The following is a 26,037-nucleotide window of genomic DNA, read 5'->3' as shown; positions in this document are numbered from 1 at the left end:
CCGGCGGTGCCTCAGGGGCTTGCAGCCTCCTGGGCAGTGGAGGGCGCGGCCGGTGCGGGAGCCTCCAGCAGCTTGCGCAGTTCCTCGCCGCTCAGAGTCTCCTGCGCGAGCAGGCGTTGCGCGCCGGCCAGCAGGCGATCGCGGCGCTCGGCGAGGATGCCCACCGCGCGGTCGAAGGCCGACTGGACCAGGTCGTGCACGGCCCGGTCGATGTGGGCGGCGGTGTTCTCGCTGTAATCGCGCGGCCGCACCGCCCCCGGGGTATCCAGGAACAGCGGGCGCTGCTCCTCGAACACCACGTGGCCGAGCTGCGGGTCCATGCCGTAGCGGGTGACCATGCTACGAGCCAGGTCGGTGGCGCGGGCCAGGTCGTCGGCGGCGCCGGTGGACAGCTCGCCGTAGACCAGATGCTCGGCGGCGCGCCCGCCCAGCATCACCGCCATGCGGTTTTCGAGCTCGTGGCGGGTGAGCAGGAAACGGTCCTCGGTCGGCCGCTGCATGGTGTAGCCGAGCGCGCCGATGCCGCGCGGGATGATCGAAACCTTGTGCACCGGGTCGACGTCGGGCAGCACCATCGCCACCAGCGCATGACCCATCTCGTGGTGGGCGACCACCTCGCGCTCGCGGGCATTGAGCACGCGGCTCTTCTTCTCCAGTCCGGCGACCAGACGCTCCACCGCGGCGGTGAAATCGGCCATGGCGACCGCATCGGCATTGCGGCGGGTGGCCAGGAGCGCCGCCTCGTTGACCAGGTTGGCCAGATCCGCGCCGGTGAAGCCGGGCGTGAGCGCCGCGATCGCCTCCGGATCGACGTCCGGCGCGGTGCGCACCTTCTTGAGATGCACCTTGAGGATGTCCACCCGGCCGCGCTTGTCCGGGCGGTCGACCAGCACCCGGCGGTCGAAGCGGCCGGCGCGCAGCAGGGCCGGATCGAGGATCTCCGGGCGGTTGGTCGCGCCGAGCAGCACCAGGCCCTCGCTCGGGTCGAAGCCGTCCATTTCCACCAGCAGCTGGTTGAGGGTCTGCTCCTTCTCGTCGTGGCCGGCGCCGGGAATGGCGCCGCGTGCCTTGCCGAGCGCATCGAGCTCGTCGATGAAGATGATCGCCGGGGCCTTGGCCCGCGCCTGCTGGAACAGGTCGCGCACACGCGCGGCGCCCACGCCCACGAAGAGCTCGACGAACTCCGAACCGGAAATGGAGAAGAACGGCACCCCGGCCTCACCGGCCACGGCGCGGGCGAGCAGGGTCTTGCCGGTGCCCGGCGGCCCGACCAGCAGCACGCCCTTGGGCACGTGTGCGCCGAGCCGGCCGTAGCGCTTGGGATCCTTGAGGAACTCGACCACCTCCTGCAGTTCCTGCTTGGCCTCGTCGGCGCCGGCGACGTCGGCGAAGGTGACCTTGGTGTCGGTCTCGACGTAGATGCGCGCCTTGCTCTTGCCGATGGCCATCATGCCGCCGCCGGCGCCCATGCGCTTGATCACGTAGCTCCAGATGGCGAAGAACACGAGCGCGGGCAACAGCCAGGACAGAATCAGCGGCAGCCAGCGGTTCTGGTAACGCCCGGCAAAGCGCACGCCGGCCTTTTCCAGCCGCGGCACCAGGTCGGGGTCGTTGACCCGCACCACCGAGAAAGGCACCTCGGCGTTGCCGAGCCGGCGCAGAGCCTCGGCGCGGTCGCCGGGCAACACCTTGGCCAGGGCATCGGCACGGGCGCTGCCAGTCAAGGCCTGGTCATCCAGCACCACCTCGGTGATCGCGCCGCCGCGGACCGCGTTGAGGAACTGGTCGTAGCTCAGCGTGAGCATGTGTGGTCGCAGCAGCAGATCCTGCGCGAACAGGAGCAACATCAGGGCGAGCGGTACGTACCAGACCGAGAACTGTTGCTGCTGCTTGTTCATGGGATCCCTCGCGATGTCGGTCACCGGCCGGGAGCACGTCCCGCATGCCGGGTGGCTCCCATGCTTGGGCCCGCCGGCGTTTTTTTAAAGGCCACGCCCTTAGGCTCTGCCATAATGAAACCATGACCGAGGCGCGCATCATCACCCCGCAGGCCCAGCTCGAGGACGAGGCGCTGGAGGCGAGCATCCGCCCGCGGCGCCTGGCCGAGTACTTGGGTCAGGCCGCGGTGCGCGAACAGCTGGCGATCTACATCGAGGCGGCGAAGCGACGCGGCGGCGCACTCGATCACGTGCTGATCTTCGGCCCGCCGGGGCTGGGCAAGACCACGCTGAGCCAGGTGATCGCCAACGAGCTCGGCGTGAACCTGCGCGCCACCTCGGGCCCGGTGCTCGAGCGCGCCGGTGACCTGGCCGCGCTGCTCACCAATCTCGAGCCGCACGACGTGCTGTTCGTCGACGAGATCCACCGCCTGTCGCCGCTGGTCGAGGAGGTGCTCTATCCGGCGATGGAGGATTTCCAGATCGACATCATGATCGGCGAAGGGCCGGCCGCGCGCTCGATCAAGCTGGACCTGCCACCGTTCACGCTGATCGGTGCGACCACCCGCGCCGGCCTGCTCACCGCGCCGCTACGCGATCGCTTCGGCATCGTGCAGCGGCTGGAGTTCTACAGCGTCGAGGAACTGGCCGCGATCGTGCGCCGCTCGGCGCGCATTCTCGGCATCGCCTGCGCGGCCGAGGGCGCCGAGGAGATCGCGCGGCGCTCGCGCGGCACCCCGCGCATCGCCAATCGTCTGCTGCGTCGCGTGCGCGACTACGCCGAGGTGCGCGCCGATGGGCGCATCGACCTCGCCGCCGCCCGCGCGGCGATGGACATGCTCAAGGTCGACGCCGAGGGTTTCGACGAACTCGATCGGCGCCTGCTCGCCACCATCGTCGAGACCTTCGACGGCGGCCCGGTCGGCGTGGAGTCGCTCGCCGCCGCGCTCAGCGAGGACCGCGGCACGCTGGAAGACGTGGTCGAGCCGTACCTGATCCAGCAGGGCTTCCTGATCCGCACCGCGCGCGGCCGCATGGCGGCGCCCCGCGCCTGGCGGCACCTGGGTCGCGTGCCGCCGCCAAGGCAGGCATTGCCGGACCTGTTCGAGGGTGGCGGCTAGCGGCGCCGCGAGTGCCTGAGGTCTTGGCCGGCTTTCAGCGCCGGCGAGCGTCCCGTGCCATTTGCCAAGGAGTCAACGCGTGTCGACAACCCCACCCGTTCCGTTCTCCTGGCCGGTGCGCGTGTACTGGGAGGACACCGATGCCGGCGGCGTGGTCTATCACGCCAGCTACGTGCGCTTCCTGGAGCGCGCCCGCAGCGAATGGCTGCGCGCCGGCGGCGTCGTCCAGTCGAAGCTGCGCGAGCGCCTGGGTATCGGCTTCGTGGTCCGCGCGATGACGCTGGATTTCCGCAAGCCCGCCCTGCTGGATGATGAACTCCAGGTGACGGTGGCGCTCAAGGAACGGCGCGCAGCCAGTATCCTTCTCGCCCAATCGATCCGGCGCGACGACGGTGCGGAACTCCTCCGCGCCGAGGTTCGTGCGGCCTGCGTGGACCTTGCGCGCATGCAGCCGGTGAAGATTCCAGACGAGGCCCTTCCCGGTGGTCTCGATGTCATCATGTCAAGCTGATAAGCGGTGGAGCATTCCCCGGCCATGAACGCTGGACTCAACATCTTCAAACTGATCGCCGATGCCAGCCTGCCGGTGCAGCTGGTCATGCTGTTGCTGCTGGTGTTCTCGTTCCTGTCCTGGGTCATCATCATCCGCAAGCATGCGCAGATGAAGGCGGCGATGGAAAACGCCGAGGCCTTCGAGGAGCGTTTCTGGTCCGGCGGCGATCTGGCCGGACTGTTCCGCGAGGTGAGCCACGCCGGCGCCGGCGCCAGCACGGGCATGGAGACCATCTTCGAGGCGGGTTTCCGCGAATTCGCCCGCCAGCGCCAGCGCCGTTCCAACGACACCCGGCTGGTGATGGAGAGCACCGAGCGCGCCATGCGCGTGGCCGGTACCCGCGAGATCGGACTGCTCGAGCGCAATCTCGAATTTCTCGCCAACGTGGGTTCGATCAGTCCCTACGTCGGCCTGTTCGGCACCGTGTGGGGCATCATGGGCGCCTTCCAGGGGCTGGGCGAGCTCAAGAACGTCACCATCGGCGTGGTCGCCCCGCACATCTCCGAGGCGCTGATCGCCACGGCGATGGGCCTGTTCGCGGCGATCCCGGCCGTGTGGGCGTACAACCGCTATGCCACCAAGGTCGAGCGCATCGCCTCGCGCTACGAGGTGTTCCAGGAGGAGTTCTCCTCGGTGCTGCAGCGGCAGATCCAGGCCGACGACGGGCGCTGAAGCGGAAAACCACGCCATGCGCAACGCCGCGCGCCACAAGCGCCTCAAACTCAAGTCGGAAATCAACGTCGTTCCCTACATCGACGTCATGCTGGTGCTGCTCATCATCTTCATGGTCACCGCGCCGATGATGAACGCCAACGTCGACGTCAACCTGCCGCAGGCGCAGGCCAAGGCGCTCAAGGACCAGAAGAATCCGGTCATCGTCTCGGTCGCCGCGGACGGCAGCCTGGGGCTCACCGTCGACGGCGGCCGCAAGGAAACGGTCGACATCGACACGCTGAAGGCGAAGGTCGGCGCCTTCGTCAAGGCCAATCCGGAAGTGAACGTGCTGGTCGCCGGCGATCGCGACGTCAAGTACGACGGTGTCTACCGCGTGCTGGCCGAGCTGCAGCAGGCGGGCGTGGCCAAGGTCGGCCTGATGAGCCAGCCGCAGGGCACGAGCCCGGACCATGTATCGCGAAAGTAGGGCCACGGCGTGGGCGGTCTTCCTGGCGGCCCTTTTGCACCTCGGCATCATCGGCTTCCTCGCGCTGGCGACGGTCCCGTGCTCGTTCTACGAGCAGCTCTTTGCGGCGCTGCATCTGCCCGCCGGGCTCAATCCGATCACCTGCAGCAAGCCGCTGGAACTGCCCGGCGCCGTCATCGAGGCCACTCTGGTGGGCCCGACCGGGGCGCCGCCGCCCAAGGCGGTGAAGACTCGTCCGCAGCCCGATACCGTCCCGCCGCCGCCCAGCGTGCCGCCGCCCAAGCCAGCCCTCGAAGTGCCCAAGGTGAAGACGCTGCCGCCGCCGCCCGAGCATCCGGACGTCAAGGACCAGGAAAAGGTGGTCGCCCAGGGCCTGGAAAAGGCCGCCGATGCCGTGCGCGAGCAGGAAGAACGTCAGCGCCAGCGCCAGGCCGAACTGGACGCCCAGGCGGCCAAACGCAAGGAGGAGGAACAGCGCAAGGTCGAGGAGCTCTTCGCGCAGATGGACCGGCTTTCCCACCAGGTCAAGCATCTGGACAGCAAGGCCAAGCAGGCCGAGCAGCAGTTGCGCGACCTTGAAAACGCCAAGGACGACGGTCTGCCCGACCTGCCGCCCGCCGCGCAGCGCCAGACCGGCACCAACGGGGCCGACAGCGGTCTGCTCGGCCAGTACATGGCCGCCATTCAGAACGCGGTCACGCAGAATTGGTTACGTCCCGATAACATGCCGAATGTTCCGTGCGTGGTGCACATCACCCAGCTTCCCGGCGGCGACGTGCTGAACGTCGAGGTCGATCCGGCCTGTCCGTATGACGAAATCGGGCGACGTTCGGTGGAGAATGCGGTGCTGCGTGCGCAACCCTTGCCCTACAAGGGTTTCGAGAGCGTGTTCCGGCGCAAGATCGATTTCATTTTCATTCCGCGATGAGCCTGCCGATGCGACGATTCGGATTCCTTAGTGCCCTCCTGCTGCTGTACGGTCTGCTCTCGTTCGAGAGAGCACCGGCCCAGGCGCTCAATGTCGAGATCACCGGCGGCCTCAAGACCGCCACGCCGATCGTGGTGGTGCCGTTCGCGCAGAGCGGCGCGCCGCTGCCCACCGACGTGGCCGACGTCATGCGCAACGACTTCAACCGCTGCGGCAAGTTCCGTGCGCTGGCCCGGAGCGAGATCGTCGAGACGCCCTCGCGCGGCGCGGACATCAAGTTCCCCACCTGGCGGCTGCTCAAGCAGGACTACATCGTCGTCGGGCACATCGATGATGCCGGCAGCGGCATGGTCCAGGTCGAATACGAGCTGTGGGACGTCAACCGCCAGCAGAGCCTGCTGCACCAGGCCATGCCGCCGGTGCCCGTGGGCGACCTGCGTGGCGTGGCGCACCAGATCGCCGATGCGGTCTATCAGAAGATCACCGGCGTGCGCGGCGCCTTCTGGACCCGCATCGCCTACATCACGGCGGTGGGGCTGGGCAATCGCGCCACCTATTCGTTGATCGTGGCCGATTCGGACGGCTACAACCCGCAAGTGGTGGCCAGGTCGCGCGAATCGCTGCTGACGCCGCGCTGGTCGCCCGACGGCAGCAAGATCGCCTACGTCTCGTTCGAAAGCGGCAACTCGCAGATCTACATCCAGGACATCACCACCGGTGCCCGCCAGTTGGTCGCCTCGCACCCGCGCGGCATCAATGGCGCTCCGGCCTGGTCGCCCGACGGCAGCAAGCTTGCCATCGCGTTGTCCTACGTCGGCAATCCGGAGATCTTCGTGCTGGATCTGGCCAGCCGCCGCGAGACCCGCCTGACCAACAACCTCGCCATCGATACCGAGCCGGTGTGGGCACCGGACGGGCAAAGCATCTATTTCACTTCCGACCGTTCCGGTCGTCCGCAGATCTATCAGATGCCGGCCACCGGCGGCACGCCCACGCGTATCACCTTTCAGGGCCAAAGCAACTACGATGCCGACGTGAGCTTCGACGGCAAGCAGCTGGCGATGGTGCAGGGCAACGGGAACGTGTATCGTATTGCGGTCATGGACCTTGGTCTCGATGGGCAGGTGCGCTTTCTTTCGCCGGGTCCCATCGACGAGTCGCCCAAGTTCGCGCCGAACGCCAGCATGCTGCTTTATGCCGCCACCGAAGGGCCGCGAGGAGTGCTGTATGCCGTCTCGGCCGACGGCATGGTACGCCAGCGTCTGATGCTCGCCGATGGCGATGTGCGTGAACCGGCCTGGGGGCCCTATCGACAGCGATGAGATTTCCGGGCCGGCATGTTTCTCCGGCCGGCCCGGGGAACGATCGGACGGGCGTGCCGGGCTGCCGGCGCGCCCGTCCGGGCATCGGAATGCCCATTCCGGCATGCCGATGGAGCAGGTGTTGGATGAAAAACAAGCCGGACCACCGGCATTTCTACTGTCCCAAAGCCGTAAAATCAGAACAACTTCGGAACAACCGTCGAAAGGAACGTCACCATGAACAAGACTACCCGTATTGCCTTGGTCGCCCTGCTCTGCGTGGGTGCCGCCGCCTGCTCCAAGAAGCAGGAAGTCAAGCCGGCGCCGCCGGCGCCTCAGCCGGCCGCTCCGGTGACCGAGGCGGCGCCCGAGAGCGGTCGCTACACGCCCGAAGATCTGGACCGCGATGCCTGCCTGCGTCAGCGCGCCGTCTATTTCGACTTCGACAAGGACGAGGTCAAGCCCGAGTTCCAGCAGATCATGGCGTGCCACGCCAAGTATCTGCGTGATCGGCCGATGGCCCAGGTCCGCCTGGAAGGCAACGCCGACGAGCGCGGCACCCGCGAGTACAACCTCGGCCTCGGCGAGCGCCGTGCCAACTCGGTCTCCAGCGCCCTGCAGGCCAACGGCGCTTCCGCCAGCCAGATCAGCGTGATCAGCTACGGCAAGGAGAAGCCGGTGTGCCGTGAGCACAACGAGGATTGCTGGAGCAAGAACCGTCGCGTCGACATCGTCTACACCGCCAAGTGATGCGGCGGCCGGCCTTCCGTCGCAGGGCCGTTGGTGGCATGGCGAGCGCAGTCGCGCTCGCCATGCTTTGTTTCGTCGCCAGCCCGGCACGGGCGCAGGAGACCACCCGGCTCAGCCTGGCCGAGCGGGTCAGCCGGCTCGAGCAACAGGCGCAGAACCAGAATCAGGGCACCGCGCTGGTCAACCAGTTGGTGGCACTGCAGAGTCAGCTGCAGCAGGCCCAGGGACAGATCGAGGAGCTCCAGCATCAATTGCAGGAGCTGAAGGACAAGAACAAGGCGCAGTACGTGGATCTGGATGCACGGCTGACGCGCCTCGAGGGTGGCGCCGGTGCCACGGCAGCCAACGCCTCGTCGACCCCGGCCGCGTTGCATGACGCGGCGCCCGGCACCGCAGCAGCGGCCTCGACGGCGAGCGCGCCGGCTTCCGCAGCCACTGTACCGCAGCCGGCCAAGGCCGCAGCGGCGGGTACGAATGCCGCCAGTGCGGCGCCTGCGCCGACGATCAGCGCCGACGAGCAGGCCGCCTACGACGCGGCTTTCAAGGCTCTGCGCGCGGGTGACTACGTGACCGCATCCCGCGGCTTCCGTGACTTCATCCAGCAGCATCCGAGCAGTGCGCTGGCGCCCAATGCCTGGTATTGGCTCGGTGAATCCTATTACGTCACCATGAATTATCCGGTGGCGCGCGAGGCCTTCCAGCGGCTGCTGACGCAGTTTCCGCAGAGCGAGAAGGCCCCGGACGCGCTGCTCAAGCTCGGCTACTGCCAGCTCGAACTCAAGCAGACGGATGCCGGCAAGGCGACCCTGCAGTCGGTCATCAGCAAATATCCCGGCTCCAAGGCCGCGGGCCTGGCGCAGGAGCGTCTGCGCAGGCTCAACGCGCCGGCCGGTTGATTGCCATGCAGGTCGAAGCGGCATCTCCGGCCCGCCCAGCGGCGTCGGACCGGGCGCGTCGAGGTCTCCTGCGCATCAGCGAGATCTTCCACTCGATCCAGGGCGAGGCCGATGCGATCGGCTGGCCGACCGTGTTCGTGCGCCTGACCGGCTGCCCGCTGCGCTGCACCTGGTGCGACACCGAATACGCCTTCCACGGCGGGCAATGGCTCGCCATCGACGATGTGCTCGCGCAAGTGGCCGGTTACGGCGCGCGCCATGTCTGCGTCACCGGCGGTGAGCCCCTGGCGCAGAAGCGTTGCCTGGCCTTGCTCGCGCGGCTGTGCGATGCCGGCCATGAGGTGTCGCTGGAAACCTCCGGCGCGCTCGACGTGTCGCGGGTCGACCCGCGCGTGCGCAAGGTGCTCGACCTCAAGGCGCCCGGATCCAGCGAATCGGATCGCAACCTGTGGAGCAATCTCGCACACCTGCGTCCGCACGATCAGGTCAAGATCGTCATCGCCAGCCGCGACGATTACGAGTGGGCGCGCGATGCCGTTGCCGCGCATGCGCTCGACCGCCGCTGCATGGTGCTGTTCTCGCCGGTGCATGGCGCGGTGGAGCCGCGCGCGCTGGCCGAATGGATTCTCGCCGACCGGTTGCCGGTGCGCTTCCAGCTGCAATTGCACAAGCTGCTGTGGAACGACGCACGCGGCAAGTGACGCATGCGATCGCGCGCCGACGCGCATCGGCGGTGACGGTCATCGCGCTCGCCGAATGCAAAAAAACACACCGTCGGCGTGCCGCGCCGGCGCCTTTCCCGATCGTTGACCAACCCGCATGGAACCTGGCATGACCGACAACCTCCAACGCAAGGCCGTGGTGCTCGTCTCCGGCGGCATGGACTCGGCCGTCGTCCTCGCCATCGCGCGCGAACAGGGCTATGCCGCGCATGCGCTCAGCGTCGATTACGGCCAGCGCCACGACGCGGAACTCGCCGCCGCCGAGCGGGTGGCCAGTCTGCTCGGCGCGGTCGAGCACAAGACCGTGCGCGTGGACCTGCGCAGCATCGGCGGCTCGGCGCTCACCGCCGACATCGAGGTGCCGCTGGACGGCGCCGCGCAGGGCATTCCCGTCACCTATGTGCCGGCGCGCAACACCATCATGCTGTCCATTGCGCTCGGCTGGGCCGAGGTCCTCGGCGCCGCGGACATCTTCTGCGGGGTCAACGCGGTGGATTACTCCGGCTATCCCGACTGCCGGCCGGCCTTCATCGAGGCCTTCGAGCGGCTCGCCAACCTCGCCACCAAGGCCGGTGTGGAAGGCACGCACATCCGCATCCATGCGCCGTTGATGCGCATGAGCAAGGCCGACATCGCGCGCGAAGGCACGCGCCTGGGCGTGGATTTCGCCGCCACCGTCAGTTGCTATCAGGCCGACGCGCAAGGCCGCGCCTGCGGCCACTGCGATGCCTGCCGGCTGCGCGCCCAGGGCTTCCGCGAGGCGGGACTGGCCGATCCCACGCGCTATCGCTGACGCGTTTTGGCTTGTCGCCCCTGCGCGGCAGCCCTACAATTGCCGGCTTCCCCATGGGTCGTTAGCTCAGCCGGTAGAGCAGCGGACTTTTAATCCGTTGGTCGAGAGTTCGAATCTCTCACGACCCACCAGGTTCGCGTTCCAGGGATAGGCCAGGACCCGAACGCACCCCATACGCCCGGGCTTCAATGCAGCCGTTTGTCGCCAAACGCGGCGCCTTGCACCTGGTGCGCGCTCACGCGGTCTGGTCGTAGGCCTTGATGAAATCCCGCACCTGCGGATAGACCGATTCGCGCCAGCGGCGGCCGCTGAAGATGCCGTAGTGGCCGGCGCCTTCCACTACCTGGTTGCGCCGGCGTTCGGCGGGGATGCCGCTGCACAGATCGTGCGCGGCTTCGGTCTGGCCCGGTCCCGAGATATCGTCGAGCTCACCTTCGACGGTGAGCAGCGCGCTGTCCTTGATCGCGGCCGGGTTGACCCGTTCGCCGGCGACGTCCCACAGGCCGCGGGGCAGCAGGAACTGCTGGAACACGATGCGGATGGTGTCCAGGTAATACTCGGCCGGCATGTCGAGCACGGCGTTGTATTCGTCGTAGAACTTGCGGTGCGCCTCGGCGTCGTCCTCGTCGCCGCGCAGCAGGTTGAGGTAGAAATCCCAGTGCGAGCTTAAGTGGCGGCCGGGGTTCATCGCCACGAAGCCGGCATGCTGCAGAAAGCCGGGATAGACCTGCCGCCCGCGCCCCGGATAGTTGGCCGGGACGGTGTCGATCACCGTATGACGGAACCAGTCCAGCGGCTGGGTGGTGGCCAGGTTGTTGACGCTGGTCGGGCTGCGGCGTGGATCGATCGGGCCGCCCATCATGGTGAGTGTGCGCGGCGTGGTTTCGCCGCGCGCGGCCATCAGCGAGACCGCGGCCAGCACCGGCACGGTGGGCTGACACACCGAAACCACGTGCAGGCGTTCGGCGCCGAGATGGCGGATGAAGCGCTGGATGTAGTCGACGTAGTCGTCGAGGTGGAACGGCCCGGCTTCCACCGGCACCATGCGCGCGTCGACCCAGTCGGTGATGTAGACCTTGTGGTCGCGCAGCAGCGTGCGCACGGTGTCGCGCAGCAGGGTGGCGTGGTGGCCGGACAGCGGCGCGACGACCAGCACCACCGGCTCGTTCTTCATCTGCTCGATGGTGGCCGGGTCGTCGCTGAAGCGCTTGAAGCGCTTCAGCTGGCAGAACGGCAACGCCATCGCCACCCGCTCGACGATGGCCACGGTCTGGCCCTGCTTGTCGATCTGATGGATGCCGAATTCGGGCTTTTCGTAGGCCTTGCCGAGCCGGTAGAGCAGCTCATAGCCGGCGGCCAGGCGTTGCGACCCGGGCCATTGCGCGAACACGCTGCCGGGTTCGCCGAGCATGCGCGCACTGGCCTGGGCAAAGTGGCTGAGCGGACCCATGAAGGAACGCTGCCATTCGTGGATCTGATAGAGCATGAAGGTCACGACGTCGGTGAAACGGTGGATGCCATCATAGACCCTCCCCGGGTGATGTGCTGCATTGCCGCAAAATGTGCGTTCAGTGCAGGCGGATCAGCACGGTTCCGGCGAGGCGATCATGCAGCGCACGGCGCTCGGGGTCCAAGCGTGCCGGCATCAGCTCGAGCGCCCAGGCGGCGAGCATGGCGCCGAAACCGATGCGCATGCCCAGGTACGGGACGAGCGCCAGCAAGGCCAGCGGCAGCGCGGCAAGGGCCAGTCGCACGAGGGCCTGGCGCAGGCTTGGCGGGGCGCCCGCGGCGCTGACCAGGCGCAGGCGCCACGCGCGCATGCCTAGGGTCTGTCCGCCCCGGCACCAGGAGGCGAGGAAATAGCCGCCGACCACCACGGCCTGCAGCGGTCGGTACCACCCGGCCACGCGCACGGCACCGTGGGTGGTATCGATCAAGCGGCCAGCGGTGGCCAGCTGGCAGACCAGGCCGACCACCATCACGATCGCCACCACCACGAGCAGGTCGTAGACGAGGGCGAGCAGGCGGCGCCACAGCGGACAGGGGGCGGCGACGATCATCGACGGCTTGCGCACGGGCGTGGCTTGTCGCCAGCATCGCCGGCATGCGGAAAAAAGACAGACCTCATGCCGACAGTATCGCCCAGGCCGACGCGGACAGCATCGACGCCTTCCTCGATGCGGTATGGGCCGAGGACGGCCTGTCCTCCGCCACGCTGGAGGCCTACCGGCGCGATCTTGAGCTCCTGGCACGCTGGCTCGCCGCGCGCGGCGGCAGCCTGCGCGATGCCGAACGCGAGCAGCTCTCGGCCTTTCACGCCGCATGCGGCGGCGCGATACGCACGCTGGCGCGGCGGCAGTCGGCGTTCCGCCGCTATTACGGGTGGCGTACCCGCCGCCAGCCGGGACAGGCGGACCCCACCCGGCTGATCGAGCGGCCGCGGTTGCCGCGTACGCTGCCCAAGGCGCTGGCCGAGAGAGAGGTCGAGCGGCTGCTCGCCGCGCCGGACACGGCCACCCCGCTGGGCCTGCGCGATCGCGCGATGCTGGAGCTGATGTACGCCTGCGGCCTGCGCGTATCCGAGCTGGTCGAACTGCCGCTGGCGGCCTGCAACATGCGCCAGGGCGTGCTGCGGATCACCGGCAAGGGCGGCAAGGACCGGCTGGTGCCGGTCGGCGAGGTCGCGCTGGAATGGCTGGGCGCCTATCTCGATCGCGCCCGGCCGGTGCTGGCCGGCGGGCGTCAGCCGGCCGCGCTGTTCCTGAGCCGGCGCGGCGAGGGCATGAGCCGGCAGATGTTCTGGACCCTGGTCAAGCGCTATGCGCTGGTCGCCGGCATCGCGCCTGCGCGGCTGTCCCCGCACGTGCTTCGGCATTCCTTCGCCACGCATCTGCTCAACCACGGGGCCGACCTGCGCGCGTTGCAGCTCCTGCTCGGGCACAGCTCGCTGAGCACCACGCAGATCTATACCCTGGTGGCCAGGGAAGGCTTGAAACGGCTGCATGCCAGGCACCATCCGCGCGGTTGAGGCAGGGCGTGGCAAATGCCTGTGCTGAAAGCGGCGTCTTGCGGGAAAAGACGCGCCGCGCCCGGGCACCCGGGTGCGCTGCCTGAAGCTGGCGGGCTTCGAAAGCGCCGCCGCGCCTGTGCGAGAATCGATCCGACGCCGCGGTCCCGTTCCGCGGCGGCCGACGCAGGATATGAAATGCTGAAGAGACTATGGCCGGCCCTGATCGCCGGCGGATGGGCGTTGTCGGGCATGGCCGCGGCGGCGGGCACCGATGGCGAGGCCACGGCGGCGGTACGCAAGGCGGTGGCTTCGCTGGGGCCGGACGTGCACATCGACGTGATCGCCCCCGCGCCGCTGGCCGGCTTCTACCAGGTAATCGCCGCCGGCCATCTGCTCTACGTGAGCAGCGACGGCAAGTACATGATGAACGGCAACCTGATCGACCTCACCGCGCGGCGCAACGTGAGCGAGGACGCCTGGGCGACGTTCCGCAAGGCGGAGCTCGCCAAACTGCCGGCCGGGCAGGGCATCCTCTTCGCGCCCGAGCATCCCCGGTACACCGTCACCGTGTTCACCGACGTGAACTGTGAATACTGCCGGGTCTTCCACGCGCACATCGACGAATACAACCGCCGTGGCATCGCGGTGAATTATCTGGCCTGGCCGCGCGAAGGCATCACCACCACCGCCGGCCGCGAGACGCCGACCTATGCCGAAATGGTCGCGGTGTGGTGTGCGGCCGACCGCAAGGCGGCCTTCACCGCGGCCACGCAGGGTCATCCCTCCAAGCCGGCGCATTGCGACAACCCGGTCAAAGCACAGTACGAGCTCGGCGAGCGGCTGGGCGTGGACGGCACACCGGCGGTGATCGGTCCGGACGGGCGCATGCTCGGCGGCTTCCTGCCACCCGATGCGCTGTTGCAGGCGCTCAAGGAAAGCGGTCAGGGCGGCTGAGCCCGGCGCGGCGGCAAGCATCGGTTAAAATGGCGCCTTTCCCCGCCGACCAGCCAGCCCCCGCATGATCGTCCTCGACGGGCAGAGCGCCCTTTCCTCGTTTCGCCTGGACCGCCTCAACGCCGAGCTCGAGGCCGTGCAGCGCGGCGTCCGGGTGCAGGCGGCCTGGTACGTGTATTTCCTCGACGCGCCGACGCCGCCGGAAGGCGCGCTGCGCGAGCGCCTGCTCGCCGTGCTGGAGGCGCGGGACGGCGCGGCCGCCGAGGCCTCGCTGTGGGTGGTGCCGCGGCTGGGCACGCTCTCGCCGTGGTCGAGCAAGGCCACCGACATCCTGCAGCGGGTCGGTTTCGATGTGCACCGGGTGGAGCGCGGCATAGCCTATCGCATCGCCAACCTGCCTGCGCCGGAGACGCCGGCCTATCCGCGGGTGCTGGCGATCCTCCACGATGCGATGACGCAATCGGTGCTGACCGCGCTGGCGCAGGCGCAGAGCCTGTTCCAGGCCGGCAGGCCGGGCCCGCTGCGGCGCATCGAGCTCGGCAGCGACGCCCGCGGCGCGCTCGAGCGTGCCAATCGCGCGCTGGGTCTCGCGCTGGCGGACGACGAGATCGACTACCTCATCGCGCGTTATGCGGAGCTCGGCCGCGATCCGACCGACGCCGAGCTCTTCATGTTCGCCCAGGCCAACTCCGAGCATTGCCGGCACAAGGTGTTCAACGCCACCTGGACGATCGACGACGAGGCGCAGGCGCAGACCTTGTTCGGCATGATCCGGCACACCCACGCATGCGCGCCGGAACACACGTTGTCAGCCTACCGCGACAACGCGGCGGTGATCGAGGGCGTGGTCGGGCGGCGCTTCTTCGCCGATGCCGACGGCGTCTGGCGCGCGCATCCGGAAACCATCGATTACGCGATCAAGGTCGAGACCCACAACCACCCGACCGCGATCGCGCCCTGGCCCGGTGCCGCCACCGGCGCGGGCGGGGAGATCCGCGACGAGGGCGCGACCGGCCGCGGCGCCAAGCCCAAGGCCGGGCTGACCGGTTTTTCGGTGTCCGACCTGCGCATTCCCGGCCATCCGCAGCCGTGGGAGACTGCCCGGCCGCTGCCACCGCACATGGCCAGTGCGTTCCAGATCATGCGCGACGGACCGCTCGGTGCCGCCGCCTACAACAACGAGTTCGGCCGGCCGTGCCTGGGCGGCTATTTCCGCAGCTACGAGCACGAGACCGGCGAGGCCGGCGTGCGGCGCGGCTACGACAAGCCGATCATGCTCGCCGGCGGACTGGCCGACATCCGCCGCGAACACGTGATGAAGCACGAGCTCAAGCCCGGCCACGCGGTGGTGGTCGTCGGCGGGCCGGCGATGCTGATCGGCTTGGGCGGCGGCGCGGCCTCGTCGATGGCCGCCGGCGATTCCAGCGCGGAGCTCGACTTCGCCTCGGTGCAGCGCGACAACGCCGAGATGGAACGGCGCTGCCAGCAGGTGATCGACGCCTGCTGGGCGCTGGGCGGCGGCAATCCCATCGTCAGCATCCACGACGTCGGCGCGGGCGGGCTGTCCAACGCCATCCCCGAGCTGCTCAACGATGCCGGCATGGGCGGGGTGATCGACCTTTCGAAGATTCCTTGCGCCGACCCGTCGCTGTCGCCGATGCAGGTGTGGAGCAACGAGTCGCAGGAACGCTATGTGCTCGGCATCGCCCCGGACGACCTGCCGCTGTTCGAGGCGTTCTGCCGGCGCGAACGCTGTCCGTATGCGGTGGTCGGCCATGCCACCGCCGAGCGCGTGCTGCGCGTGGTCGATCCGCGCCGCGATCTCGTCGTCATCGACCTGCCGATGGACGTGCTGTTCGGCAAGCCGCCGCGCATGCACCGCCAGACGCGGCGCGTGAAGCCGCGCGTGGACGTGGTGCCGGACCTGGCCGGCATCGCCCTGGACGAGGCGGTGCTGCGCGTGCTGCGGCTGCCGACGGTGGGCAGCAAGAGTTTCCTCATCACCATCGGCGATCGCACCGTCGGCGGCTTGTGCCATCGCGACCCGATGGTCGGTCCCTGGCAGGTTCCGGTGGCCGACTGCGCGGTGACCCTGGCCGATTTCGACGGCTACGCCGGCGAGGCGATGGCGATCGCCGAGCGTGCCCCGGTGGCGCTGCTCAACAGTGCCGCGGCGGCGCGGCTGGCGGTCGGCGAGGCGCTGACCAACCTCGCCGCGGCGCCGGTCGACGCGCTGGGCGAGGTCCGCCTGTCGGCCAACTGGATGGCGGCGGTCAACCACTCAGGCGAGGACGCCGCGCTGTTCGACGCCGTCAAGGCGGTCGGCCTGGAGCTCTGCCCCGCGCTCGGCATCTCCATTCCGGTCGGCAAGGATTCGCTGTCCATGCAGACCGTGTGGACCGAGGGCGAGACCACCCAGCGCACCGTCGCGCCGGTGTCGCTGGTGGTCAGCGCCTTCGCCCGGCTCACCGACGTGCGCCGCACGCTGACGCCGCAACTCAGGCTGGACCGTGGGGAGAGCGAGCTGTGGCTGATCGACCTCGGCGCCGGTCGTGACCGGCTGGCCGGCTCCGCGCTCACCCAGGTGTTCAACCGCGGCGGCGGCGTGCCGCCGGATCTGGACGACCCCGGCCGGTTGCGGCGGTTCTTCGCGCTGGTGCAGGAAGCCAGCCGCGCCGGTCTGCTGCTGGCCTACCACGACCGCGCCGACGGCGGGCTGGTGGTGACCCTGCTGGAAATGGCCTTCGCGGGCCATTGCGGGCTCGAGATCCATCTGGACGGCTGGGGCGAGAGCACGCTGCGCGCACTCTTCAACGAAGAACTCGGCGCCGTGCTGCAGGTGCCCTGCGCCGCCCGTCCGGCCTTCGAGGCCCTGCTGACCCGGCACGATCTGGCCGGCATGAGCCAGGTGATCGGCCGGCCGCGGGAGAAGCTCGGCATCAAGCTGCTGCTCGGCGGCGAATCGCTCGCCAAGTGGAACTGGAGCGAACTCTACCGCGCCTGGCACGAGACCAGCCATGCCATGCAGCGCCTGCGCGACAACCCCGCCAGTGCGGACGCGGAACTCCACTGGCGGCTGGACGATGCCGACCCGGGCTTAAGCCCCAGGCTTGGCTTCGATCCGGCCGAGGACATCGCCGCGCCGTTCATCGCCACCGGCGCGCGGCCGCGGGTGGCGATCCTGCGCGAGCAGGGCGTCAACGGTCACGCCGAGATGGCGGCGGCGTTCACCCGCGCCGGTTTCGAGGCGGTGGACGTGCACATGAGCGATCTCGCCGCCGGTCGGCATACGCTCGCCGACTTCCGCGGCCTGGCCGCCTGCGGCGGGTTTTCCTTCGGCGACGTGCTCGGTGCGGGGCGCGGCTGGGCGGTCTCCATCCTCTACGACGAACGGCTGCGGCTGGCCTTCGAGGCCTTCTTCGCCGATCCGGCCAAGTTCGCGCTCGGCGTGTGCAACGGCTGCCAGATGCTCGCCCAGCTCAAGACGCTGATTCCCGGTGCCGAGCATTGGCCGAAGTTCCTGCGCAACGCCTCCGAACAGTACGAGGCGCGCGTGGCCACGCTGGAAGTGCTCGATTCGCCCAGCCTGTTCTTCAAGGGCATGGCCGGCTCGCGGATCCCGGTCGCAGTCGCCCACGGCGAGGGCCGGGTGAGCTTCCCGGACGACTGCAGCCCGGCGCGGGCCGGGGTCGTGGTGCGCTACGTCGACAACCGCGGCCGGCCGACCGAGAGCTATCCGCTCAATCCGAACGGTTCGCCCGGCGGCCTGGCCGGCTTCACCGCCGCGGACGGCCGGGTGACCATCCTCATGCCGCATCCCGAACGGGTGTTCCGCAGCGTGCAGCTGAGCTGGCGTCCGGCCTCATGGGGCGAGGATTCGCCATGGATGCGCATGTTCCGCAATGCGCGCGTATGGTGCGGCTGAGCGCGCGCCATCGACGCGGTCATGGCTGAAGCGGGTCGGCCCGAGGCACTGGACTGGCGCCAACGGGTGCTGGCCGTCGCCTTGGCGATGGTGCTGGCGTTGCTGCCGTGGTGGAGTGGAGTCGTCCTGCTGGTCGTCCTGGCAGTGGCGCTGGTGATTGCCGACGATCGGGCTCTGCCAGTGACCACGCGTCTGCGGTTGGCCTTGCGCTGGGGCGTGCCCGGCATGGCGTTCGCCCTGCAGCGCGCGCTCGGCGGCGATGCGCTGGCCTGGGGCGTGGCGCTGCTCGTGATGCTGACCGGCTATGGCCTGCTTGCATTGCTCGAACACGCACTCGTGCGCGCGCGGCCGCGCACCGACGCTGCGCCCGCGCCAACCTGGGCGGAACTGGCCCGACGGCCGGTCGGTCCGCCGGCGCGCATCGTCGAACTCGTGCCGCCGCAGTGGCACGAGGAGAGCTCCTTTGCCGACCCGCGCGGCGGTGTCGTCGAACGCCACGGCCAGGCGTTTCGCCTTGCCGACGGCACGCGCCTGGCCGGTGGCGAGCGTGGCTGTTTTTCGCCCGACGGCCGCTGGTTCTGTGTCGCGTTGGTGCCGCGCGGGGTGCTGCTGTACGACCGCGAGCACGGCCGCCAGCATCGTCTGCGCGACTGGCAACTGCTCGGCTGGCATGCCGGCGAGCCCTGGCTGACCCGCGGCGAGGACTCACCGCCATTCGCGCTCCGTGACGCCCTGGGCGAACACGACGGCACGAAGCCCCCGCAGGCGCCGCGATGAGCGCGGCCGACGGGAACGTACCGACGTTGAGCGTGATCGTGGTCACCGCCGACAGCGGCGCCTCGACGCACGCCTGTGTCGAGGCCATCCTGGCCTGCACGCTGCCGCTGGAACTCATCCTGATCGACAACGGCTCGCGCGACGGCATACCGCAGGCTATCGCCCGCGAGCATGCCGGCGATCCGCGTCTGCGCGTGCTGTTCAACCACGCCAACCTGGGCTTCGGTCCGGCGGTCAACCGCGCGGCGGCGACGGCGCGCGGGCGTTATCTGCTGGTGCTCAATCCCGACTGCCTAGTGGACGAGGCCGCGCTGCGCCGGCTCATCGCCGTGGCCGAACACGAGCCGCGTGCCGGGCTGGTCGGCGCGGTGGTGCTCGATGCCGACGGCCGTCCCGACCCGGCCTCGCGCCGGCGCGATCCCGTGCTCGCGCGCGTGCTGGCCACGCTGCGCGGTCGCGGCGAGGGCGTCAACATCGATGGCGAGATTCCCCATGCGCTCATCGAGGCCGAGGCCGTCTCCGGCGCATTGATGCTGCTGCCGCGATCGCTGTTCGCGCGGCTCGGCGGCTTCGACGAAGGCTATTTCCTGCATTTCGAGGATCTGGACCTCTGCCGCCGCGTGCGCGAAGCCGGCTGGCGCGTGCTGCTCGCCGGCGACGTGCGCGTGCCGCATGGCAAGGGCGGCTCCAGCCGGCATCGGCCGGTATTCGTGGACCGGCACAAGCATCGCGGCCTGTGGCGCTGGCTGCGCAAGTTCGACCCGGCCATGCGCCGGCCCTGGGTGGCCGCCCCGGTGTGGCTCGCGCTATGGGCGCACTTTCTGCTGCGCGCGCCGCGCCTCGCCTATCGGAGGACAAAACAAGGCGGGAGATAGCCATCCAAACGCTTGGGTGGAAGGCGCCCGGGGCGCCACCTTCAATGGAAACGTACGTGTATAAAACGGCCATGACGTCCAACTTCCAGAAAATTCGCCGCGGCGCGGAATGTTCTGGCACGACTTGCGCGACGACCTGGGCGTCGAATGGGTCTGGCCGGCGCGGTGAACCGGATATCCAGCTCATCTGCTGAGAGGCTGCCATGCCCAAACACACCAGCGAAGAGGCGTTCGAAACCGGCATCGAGGCCGATCAGCTGTTCTTCGATCAGGTCATCGAGGCTGCGAGCCAGGGCGAAGCCCTCAGCAGGCCAGCCGGATGGCGCGAAAACGCGGCATCACGTTTCGTCATTCACCCATGTGGAGCATTGAGGAATGGCCGTTTCGGCGGGCGTCGTGGATAAAAGGCGCTCATTGAGTGTGCTGGCCACGCTCGGTCTCCTTGCGATGACCGCGGTGTGGGGCTCGACCTTCGTGCTGATCAAGGACGTGGTCGGGCGCATGGCGGTGGCGGATTTCCTTGCCGTGCGTTTTACCGTCGCCGCACTGGCGATGCTGGCGCTGTTCGCGCGGCCGGTGGCCCGCATGTCGCGCATCGAGCTCGGACGCGCGCTGCTGCTCGGGCTGCTCTATGGCGTCGCGCAGCTGCTGCAGACCTGGGGCCTCAAACTGATTGCGCCGAGCGTCAGCGGTTTTGCCACCGGCATGTATGTGGTGTTCACGCCGCTGCTCGGCACGCTGCTGTTCGGTCAGCGCCTGCGCGGGGTGGTATGGCTGGCGGTGCTGCTGGCCACGGCGGGCCTGGCGTTGTTGTCGCTCAGGGGTTTCGCCGTGGACGTCGGGGTGTGGCTCACCTTGGCCGCGGCCGCGCTGTATGCGCTGCACATCGTCGCGCTGGGCCAATGGTCGCGGCCCGAGCAGGCGATCGGCATGGCGGCGGTGCAGATGGTGGCGATCGCCGCGGTGTGCCTGCTCGCCACCGCGCCGCACGGGCCGCAGCTGCCGCCGGATCGGGGCGCATGGTTCGCCGTGCTGTACATGGCGCTCGTCGCCGGTGCCGGCGCCATGCTGGTGCAGACCTGGGCGCAGGCGCACCTGCCGGCCACGCGCGCGGCGATCGTGATGACCACCGAACCGGTGTTCGCCGCGGTTTTCGCGGTGGCGCTGGGTTACGAACCGCTCGGCTGGCGCATGCTCGCTGGCGGCGCGCTGGTGCTGGCGGCGATGTATCTGGCCGAGCTCGGCCCGCGTCGCGAGGCGCCGCCGCCGGAGCTGTGGCATCACGAGGTGTGAGCCTGCGCGATCGGCCGCATTGGCCGGTCGCCAGAAAAAGGACGGCCCCGAAGTCGGGGCCGTGGTGGGTCTCACTGGAACTTGTACGAGATGCCGACGTCGTAGCGGCGCCCGTAGCGCTCCCACATCTGCACTTGGCGTGGGTCGCCGTTCTGGTAGGTGATGAAACGGTGGTTGGAAAGGTTGGACCCCTGGGCGATCAGGGTGAGGCCGCTCAATGGGCCATGTTCGAAGCTGTAGCTCACCTGCGCATCGTAGGTGCTGCCGCCCTTGAGGGTCTGCTCGATACGGGTGGCGCTGATGCCGGACACCTCGCCCAGGAAGTCGGAGCGATAGCTGTTGCTGATGCGCGCCTCGAAGCCGTTGTGCTGGTAGTAGATGGTGCCGTTGGCCGTCCATTTGGACAGGCCGGGTACCGAGATCGGCGTCGAATTGCCGGCATACACCAAGGAGCTCTTGATGCGATTGCCGGTCAGGATCACGCCGAAACCATCCAGCGCCGGCGTGAGCAGGCTCATCGGCAGATTCAGGGTGAGCTGCGCGCCCTTGACGTAGCCGTGGCCGTCGTTGGTGGGCCCGGAGACGATGCCGAGCGGCGTGCCGAGCTGCTTCTGCTGCTCGGGCGTCAGATACGAATCGACGAATGCGCTGAAGTCGTACAGGTAGGCGGCGTTCGGATTGATGTAATCCTTGAGCTGAAGGAAGTAGCCCGACACCGCCACGTAGCCGCCGGCGCCGCCGCTGCGGCACAGCTCCGAGGCCTTCGACTCGGTCGAGGTGCACTGGTAGCCGGAGGTGTCGCCGGAGAAGTAGTGCTCGTAGCTCACGTTATAGCTGTCGGCCATGGTCGGCTTCAGCTTGGCGTTGCCACCGGAAGCGCTGAAATAGGACTGGTTGGGATCGGTGTTGGGCAGGTAGGTGGGATTGCCGGAGACGCCCAGGCTCGCACTCATCTGGTCCATGCGCGGCCGGGCCATCACGCGGGCGGCGCTGACGCGCAGGTCGTCCGCCTCGGTGAAGCTGAAGATCAGGTTGCCGCTGGGCAGATAGCGGGTGAACTTGGTGCCGCCCGAGACCGGCACCAGCGTCGCATTGCTGCCGTTGGTGCCGCCGGCGCTGGCTTCCACGCGGGCGCCCTGCGAATTCTGCGCGGTATGCGCGACCTGGATGCCGACGTTGCCGCGCAGGCCGACGTTGCCCAGGCTGGTGTCGATGTTGAACTGCAGGTAGGAGGTGAAGTCGCGCTCGCGCACCTTCCAGTCGGGCGGCACCGCGATCGAGGACAGCGCGGTCGGGAACTCGCTGTAGGTGCCGTCGGCGATCAGCGCGAGCGGGTTGTAGCAAAGCTGGGAGCCGATGCCCATCCACGACAGGGGATCGCAGCTCGAACCGGTGATCGGCGCGGTCTCGGCACCGTTGGGCAGCGTGAGGAAGGTCTGGTCGATGGTGTAGGTCTTGTTGCGGGTCTGCCGGGCCACGCCCATTTCCACCGACGAGAACGGCCCCGAGGTGAAATCGCGCTTGGCCGACAGCGCCAGCGTGGCGAGGTAGTCGTCCGTGCGCGGGGCATTGATGAAGCCGGCCTGCACGACCTTGGGCGTGGCGCCCGAACCCCAGCCCATCGGGTCGGTCAGGACCAGTTGCCCCGGGCCATAGTCCAGCGTCGGGTCCAGATACAGCATGCCGTTGTCGCGCTCGTAGAACGCGATGCTGTCGGTGGCGCCGTGGCCGACGTTGTAGCCGGTGCCGGCATAGCTTTCCAGCAGGAAGTCGTGGCGCTGCGCGCGCGAATAGGCGCCGGTGAGGTTGGCCGACCAATCCTCATTGATGCGCAGGGCGTTGTCCCAGTGCAGGTTGTAGACCCGTGCGTTGGTCTTGTTGTAGTCGTTGCGCACCACCGCCTTGACGTTGTCGTACACGCCCGACTGCACGAAGCCGTTGCTGACGTTGCCTTCGGTCAGGCCCACGTTGGTGCCCCAGAACAGCGGGAATTCGATGCCCTTGGCCTGCTGCTTCTCGATGAACTTGTCGTAGGTGAGATCGAGCGTGCTGGTGAAGCGGTCGTTCGGCTGCCACTGGAAGGTGGTCAGGAAACCGTTGCGGTTCATCTGGTCGGAGATGCCGTAATTCTTCGAGCCGCCCACCACCAGGTTGCCGTTGGCATCGGTGGGATAGCCCCACGGCGCCTGATGCTTGATCTGCGACGGGTTGGACTGGAAGTCGATGCCCACGGTGACGCCGAAGGTGTGGTCCAGGAACTGGTTCACCCATATGCCGTTGAGCTCATAGCCCTTGTCGCCCACGCCCGAACCCGGAGCGATCTGCGACTGGCTGTCCCAGATGTAGTGCGCATTGATCGCGCTCTCCGGCTTGTCCTTTTCCAGCGGCCGGATGGTGCGCATGTCCACCGTGCCGGCCAGGCCCTGGCCGATCAGGTTGGCCTCGGGGCTCAAGTGCACCACCACGTTGTCGAACCAGCTCGACGGATACTGATCGAACTGCACGTCGCGGTTGTTGGAGGTGCTGACCTGCTGGCTGCCGTTGACCAGCGCGGTGGAGAAATCCGGTCCGAGGCCGTGGATGCTGACCACCTGCGGACGGCCGTTCAGGGTCTGCACCGCGAGGCCGGGCAGGCGGCCCAGGGTGTCGGCGATCGACACGCCAGGCAGCTTGCCGATCTGCTCGGCCGACACCGCCTCGACGATGTTGTCGGCATTGCGCTTGAGCGCGGTCGAGTTCTCGATGCTGCTGACGAAGCCGTTGACTTCGACGGCGGCCATTTTCTTTTCTTCGCGCTTGGCCTGCCGCGACTGCTCGGTATCGGTCTTGTCCTGCTTGGCCTCGGACGAGGTGTCCTGGCGTGCGTCGGCGGGCGTGGTCTGCTGGGCCGTGGCCGTTGCGGCGATGGCGGTGCCCGGCCCCACCAGGCCGAGACAGGCCGCCACGGCAAAGGCCAGGACGTTGCGTTCGAACGTGTTCATGGGTTCCCCTCGCTGATTTGGATCGCCGGCAGACGGCACGGGGCCGTGCGAGCTTGTGGCGGCGGATCATAGTCAGCAAACCCCGGACGCCGGATGCGGCTGCATACGTATTCATGCCAGGGACCGGCCCGGCTTCATTGCCATGCAACATGTCGTCTTTAGGTGGCCGCGCATCGGTGCCATGTGATGCGGTAATTGATCCGTGCCAGGCTTTTGCCGCGATGCAGTGCGAATGAATACGTATGCACAAGGCCCTGGGGCGCCGGCGAGGGCGGCTAAGCTGCGCGCCTTCACAGCACTCTCGACGATGCCCAGGAAGCCAAATACGTGACCAAGAGCGGTCTTCCCTGGTGGCGCGGCGGCGTCATCTATCAGATCTATCCGCGCAGTTTTCTGGACAGCGACGGGGATGGCGTGGGCGACCTGCCCGGCATCTGCGCGCGGCTCGATTACGTCGCCTCGCTGGGCGTGGAGGCGATCTGGATCGCGCCGTTCTTCACTTCGCCCATGGCCGATTTCGGCTACGACATCGCCGATTACCGCGACGTCGATCCGCTGTTCGGCACGCTGGCCGACTTCGACCGTCTGCTGGCCAGGGCGCACCGGCTCGGACTCAAGGTGATGATCGATCAGGTCTTGAGCCACACCTCGGTCGAACATCCGTGGTTTCGCGAAAGCCGGCAGAGCCGCGACAACCCCAAGGCCGACTGGTACGTCTGGGCCGATCCCAAGGCCGACGGTACGCCGCCCAACAACTGGCTGTCGCTATTCGGCGGTAGCGCCTGGCAGTGGGAGCCGCGGCGCGGGCAGTACTACCTGCACAACTTCCTCGCCCAGCAGCCCGACCTCAACTTCCACCAGCCCGCGGTACGCGCGGCGATGCTGGAGAACGTCAAGTTCTGGCTCGATCGCGGCGTCGACGGCCTGCGGCTGGACGCGATCAACTTCTGCTTCCATGACGCGCAGCTGCGCGACAACCCGCCCAAGCCGCCACACGAGCGCACTGGGCGCGGCTTCAGCGCGGACAACCCGTACGCCTTCCAGTACCACTGGTACAACAACACGCAGCCCGAAAACCTGGGTTTTCTGGAAGCGCTGCGCGCCTTGCTCGACCGCTATCCGGACGTGGTCGCGCTCGGCGAGATTTCCTCGGAGGATTCCCTCGCCACGATGGCCGAATACACCCAGGGCAGGCGCCTGCACATGGGTTACAGCTTCGAACTCCTCACCGAGGATTTCAGCGCGGCGCACATCCGCGGCACGGTGGAGCGGCTGGAGGCGCAGATGAGCGACGGCTGGCCATGCTGGGCGATCTCCAACCACGATGTCGCCCGCGTGCTCACGCGCTGGGGCGGCGCGCGGCCGTCGGCCCGGCTGGCCAATCAGCTCACCGCGCTGGTGTGTTCGATGCGCGGCTCGGTGTGCGTGTATCAGGGCGAGGAACTCGGACTGACCGAGGCCGAGGTGCCGTTCGAATCGCTGCGCGACCCCTATGGCATCGCCTTCTGGCCAAATTTCAAGGGCCGCGACGGCTGCCGCACGCCGATGCCCTGGGACAGCCGCGCCACGCATGCGGGTTTCAGCGGCACCCACGCCTGGCTGCCGGTGCCGGACGAGCACCGCGCGCTGGCGGTGGACCTGCAGGAAGCCGACCCGCAATCCGCCTTGCATGGCTTTCGCGCCTTCCTGCGCTGGCGGCGCACACAACCGGCGCTGCGCGAGGGCGCGATCCAGTTTCTCGATGTGCCCGAGCCGGTACTGGCCTTCGAACGCGAACATGCCGGCGAGCGGATCCTCGCCGTCTTCAATCTCTCCGGCGATGCGGTGGACGTCGAGCTGCCCGTTGCCGCGACGCTGGTTCCGCTGACCGGCCATGGCCTGTTGCAGGGCGAGCTGCAAGGCCGCCGGTTGCGGCTTCCCGGTGCCGGCAGCCTGTTCGCCCGCATCGGTTGAATCCGGCCAGTCCCCTTACCGGCGCAGGCGGTGCCGTAGGCAGCCGTCTTGCGATCGATATCGCAGGTCGCGGCTGATGCGCGACCATCTCCCACCGCGGGGACGGTTGTCGGCGAATGACCGTTCC

At 68.3% G+C, this 26,037-nt stretch carries 22 protein-coding genes and 1 tRNA gene; 19 read left to right on the top strand and 4 right to left on the bottom strand.

All coding sequences use genetic code 11. The features are described 5' to 3' along the window. Positions 1-11: 11 nt before the first annotated feature. On the bottom strand, positions 12-1,898 hold the full coding sequence (gene ftsH / locus ALSL_RS08710; RefSeq protein WP_126538354.1) for an ATP-dependent zinc metalloprotease FtsH: 1,887 nt from the start codon (positions 1,896-1,898) through the stop codon (positions 12-14). 122 nt (positions 1,899-2,020) lie between these two features. Between ftsH and ruvB the strand changes: the two genes are divergently transcribed. The 11 genes from ruvB (at position 2,021) to ALSL_RS08655 (ending at position 10,273) form a co-directional block, all read left to right on the top strand. Beyond that, complete coding sequence (gene ruvB, locus ALSL_RS08705; protein WP_126538352.1) at positions 2,021-3,058, top strand: Holliday junction branch migration DNA helicase RuvB; 1,038 nt, start codon at positions 2,021-2,023, stop codon at positions 3,056-3,058. Positions 3,059-3,137: 79 nt separating this feature from the next. Then, entirely contained in the window at positions 3,138-3,569 is a 432-nt protein-coding gene (gene ybgC, locus ALSL_RS08700) for a tol-pal system-associated acyl-CoA thioesterase (RefSeq protein WP_126538350.1), read from the top strand. Positions 3,570-3,593: 24 nt separating this feature from the next. Next, positions 3,594-4,283 carry a protein TolQ gene (tolQ, locus tag ALSL_RS08695; RefSeq protein ID WP_126538348.1) on the top strand — a complete coding sequence of 230 codons (690 nt, stop codon included), beginning with the start codon at positions 3,594-3,596 and terminating at the stop codon, positions 4,281-4,283. A 16-nt stretch (positions 4,284-4,299) separates the two neighbouring features. Beyond that, complete coding sequence (gene tolR / locus ALSL_RS08690; RefSeq protein WP_126538346.1) at positions 4,300-4,752, top strand: protein TolR; 453 nt, start codon at positions 4,300-4,302, stop codon at positions 4,750-4,752. Next, positions 4,736-5,680: a cell envelope integrity TolA family protein gene (locus tag ALSL_RS08685; RefSeq protein ID WP_126538344.1), complete on the top strand. Its 945-nt coding sequence runs from the start codon at positions 4,736-4,738 to the stop codon at positions 5,678-5,680. Before tolR ends, ALSL_RS08685 begins: the two co-directional genes overlap by 17 nt. Then, entirely contained in the window at positions 5,677-7,002 is a 1,326-nt protein-coding gene (gene tolB, locus ALSL_RS08680; RefSeq protein WP_174928835.1) for a Tol-Pal system beta propeller repeat protein TolB, read from the top strand. Before ALSL_RS08685 ends, tolB begins: the two co-directional genes overlap by 4 nt. A 216-nt stretch (positions 7,003-7,218) precedes the next feature. Further along, positions 7,219-7,731 carry a peptidoglycan-associated lipoprotein Pal gene (gene pal / locus ALSL_RS08675; RefSeq protein ID WP_126538340.1) on the top strand — a complete coding sequence of 171 codons (513 nt, stop codon included), beginning with the start codon at positions 7,219-7,221 and terminating at the stop codon, positions 7,729-7,731. A gap of 38 nt (positions 7,732-7,769) precedes the next feature. Beyond that, on the top strand, positions 7,770-8,627 hold the full coding sequence (gene ybgF / locus ALSL_RS08670; RefSeq protein ID WP_126538338.1) for a tol-pal system protein YbgF: 858 nt from the start codon (positions 7,770-7,772) through the stop codon (positions 8,625-8,627). A 5-nt stretch (positions 8,628-8,632) separates the two neighbouring features. Beyond that, positions 8,633-9,328 carry a 7-carboxy-7-deazaguanine synthase QueE gene (gene queE / locus ALSL_RS08665; RefSeq protein WP_126538336.1) on the top strand — a complete coding sequence of 232 codons (696 nt, stop codon included), beginning with the start codon at positions 8,633-8,635 and terminating at the stop codon, positions 9,326-9,328. Between the two features lie 130 nt (positions 9,329-9,458). Then, positions 9,459-10,142, top strand: coding sequence for a 7-cyano-7-deazaguanine synthase QueC (queC, locus tag ALSL_RS08660; protein ID WP_126538334.1), 684 nt, complete (start codon positions 9,459-9,461; stop codon positions 10,140-10,142). Between the two features lie 55 nt (positions 10,143-10,197). Beyond that, positions 10,198-10,273 (top strand) — tRNA-Lys (locus ALSL_RS08655). 104 nt (positions 10,274-10,377) lie between these two features. Here the strand turns inward: ALSL_RS08655 and ALSL_RS08650 are convergent. Both ALSL_RS08650 and ALSL_RS08645 read right to left on the bottom strand, forming a co-directional pair. Then, a complete protein-coding gene (locus tag ALSL_RS08650) occupies positions 10,378-11,628 on the bottom strand; it encodes a polyhydroxyalkanoate depolymerase (protein ID WP_126538331.1) in 1,251 nt (416 codons plus the stop codon). Positions 11,629-11,710: 82 nt separating this feature from the next. Then, positions 11,711-12,217 (bottom strand): RDD family protein, encoded by a 507-nt coding sequence (locus tag ALSL_RS08645; protein WP_231700197.1) that lies wholly within the window; start codon positions 12,215-12,217, stop codon positions 11,711-11,713. Positions 12,218-12,246: 29 nt separating this feature from the next. Here ALSL_RS08645 and xerD point away from each other — a divergent pair, with 29 nt between their 5' ends. From xerD to ALSL_RS08610, 7 genes are all read left to right on the top strand, one after another. Then, a complete protein-coding gene (gene xerD, locus ALSL_RS08640) occupies positions 12,247-13,170 on the top strand; it encodes a site-specific tyrosine recombinase XerD (protein ID WP_126538329.1) in 924 nt (307 codons plus the stop codon). Positions 13,171-13,347: 177 nt separating this feature from the next. Further along, a complete protein-coding gene (locus tag ALSL_RS08635; RefSeq protein WP_126538327.1) occupies positions 13,348-14,106 on the top strand; it encodes a DsbC family protein in 759 nt (252 codons plus the stop codon). A gap of 64 nt (positions 14,107-14,170) precedes the next feature. Next, positions 14,171-18,031, top strand: coding sequence for a phosphoribosylformylglycinamidine synthase (purL, locus tag ALSL_RS08630; RefSeq protein WP_126538324.1), 3,861 nt, complete (start codon positions 14,171-14,173; stop codon positions 18,029-18,031). A gap of 21 nt (positions 18,032-18,052) precedes the next feature. After that, the gene (locus tag ALSL_RS08625) at positions 18,053-18,808 is read left to right on the top strand and encodes a hypothetical protein (protein WP_231700196.1); all 756 of its coding nucleotides are present in this window, start codon (positions 18,053-18,055) and stop codon (positions 18,806-18,808) included. After that, on the top strand, positions 18,805-19,683 hold the full coding sequence (locus tag ALSL_RS08620) for a glycosyltransferase family 2 protein (RefSeq protein WP_126538322.1): 879 nt from the start codon (positions 18,805-18,807) through the stop codon (positions 19,681-19,683). Before ALSL_RS08625 ends, ALSL_RS08620 begins: the two co-directional genes overlap by 4 nt. A 203-nt stretch (positions 19,684-19,886) precedes the next feature. After that, complete coding sequence (locus ALSL_RS08615) at positions 19,887-20,087, top strand: hypothetical protein (RefSeq protein ID WP_126538320.1); 201 nt, start codon at positions 19,887-19,889, stop codon at positions 20,085-20,087. Then, entirely contained in the window at positions 20,059-20,976 is a 918-nt protein-coding gene (locus tag ALSL_RS08610; RefSeq protein WP_126538318.1) for a DMT family transporter, read from the top strand. The genes ALSL_RS08615 and ALSL_RS08610 overlap by 29 nt, the downstream gene beginning before the upstream one ends. Before the next feature lie 71 nt (positions 20,977-21,047). On the opposite strand, the gene ALSL_RS08605 is transcribed toward ALSL_RS08610, so the two are convergent. Beyond that, entirely contained in the window at positions 21,048-23,957 is a 2,910-nt protein-coding gene (locus ALSL_RS08605) for a TonB-dependent receptor (protein WP_126538316.1), read from the bottom strand. Positions 23,958-24,284: 327 nt separating this feature from the next. Here ALSL_RS08605 and ALSL_RS08600 point away from each other — a divergent pair, with 327 nt between their 5' ends. Beyond that, complete coding sequence (locus ALSL_RS08600) at positions 24,285-25,910, top strand: alpha-glucosidase family protein (RefSeq protein ID WP_126538314.1); 1,626 nt, start codon at positions 24,285-24,287, stop codon at positions 25,908-25,910. The last annotated feature ends 127 nt before the right edge of the window (positions 25,911-26,037 follow it).

It is taken from the genome of Aerosticca soli, from assembly GCF_003967035.1.
Taxonomy (GTDB): domain Bacteria; phylum Pseudomonadota; class Gammaproteobacteria; order Xanthomonadales; family Rhodanobacteraceae; genus Aerosticca; species Aerosticca soli.
This window is presented reverse-complemented; position numbering and strand designations above follow the sequence as displayed.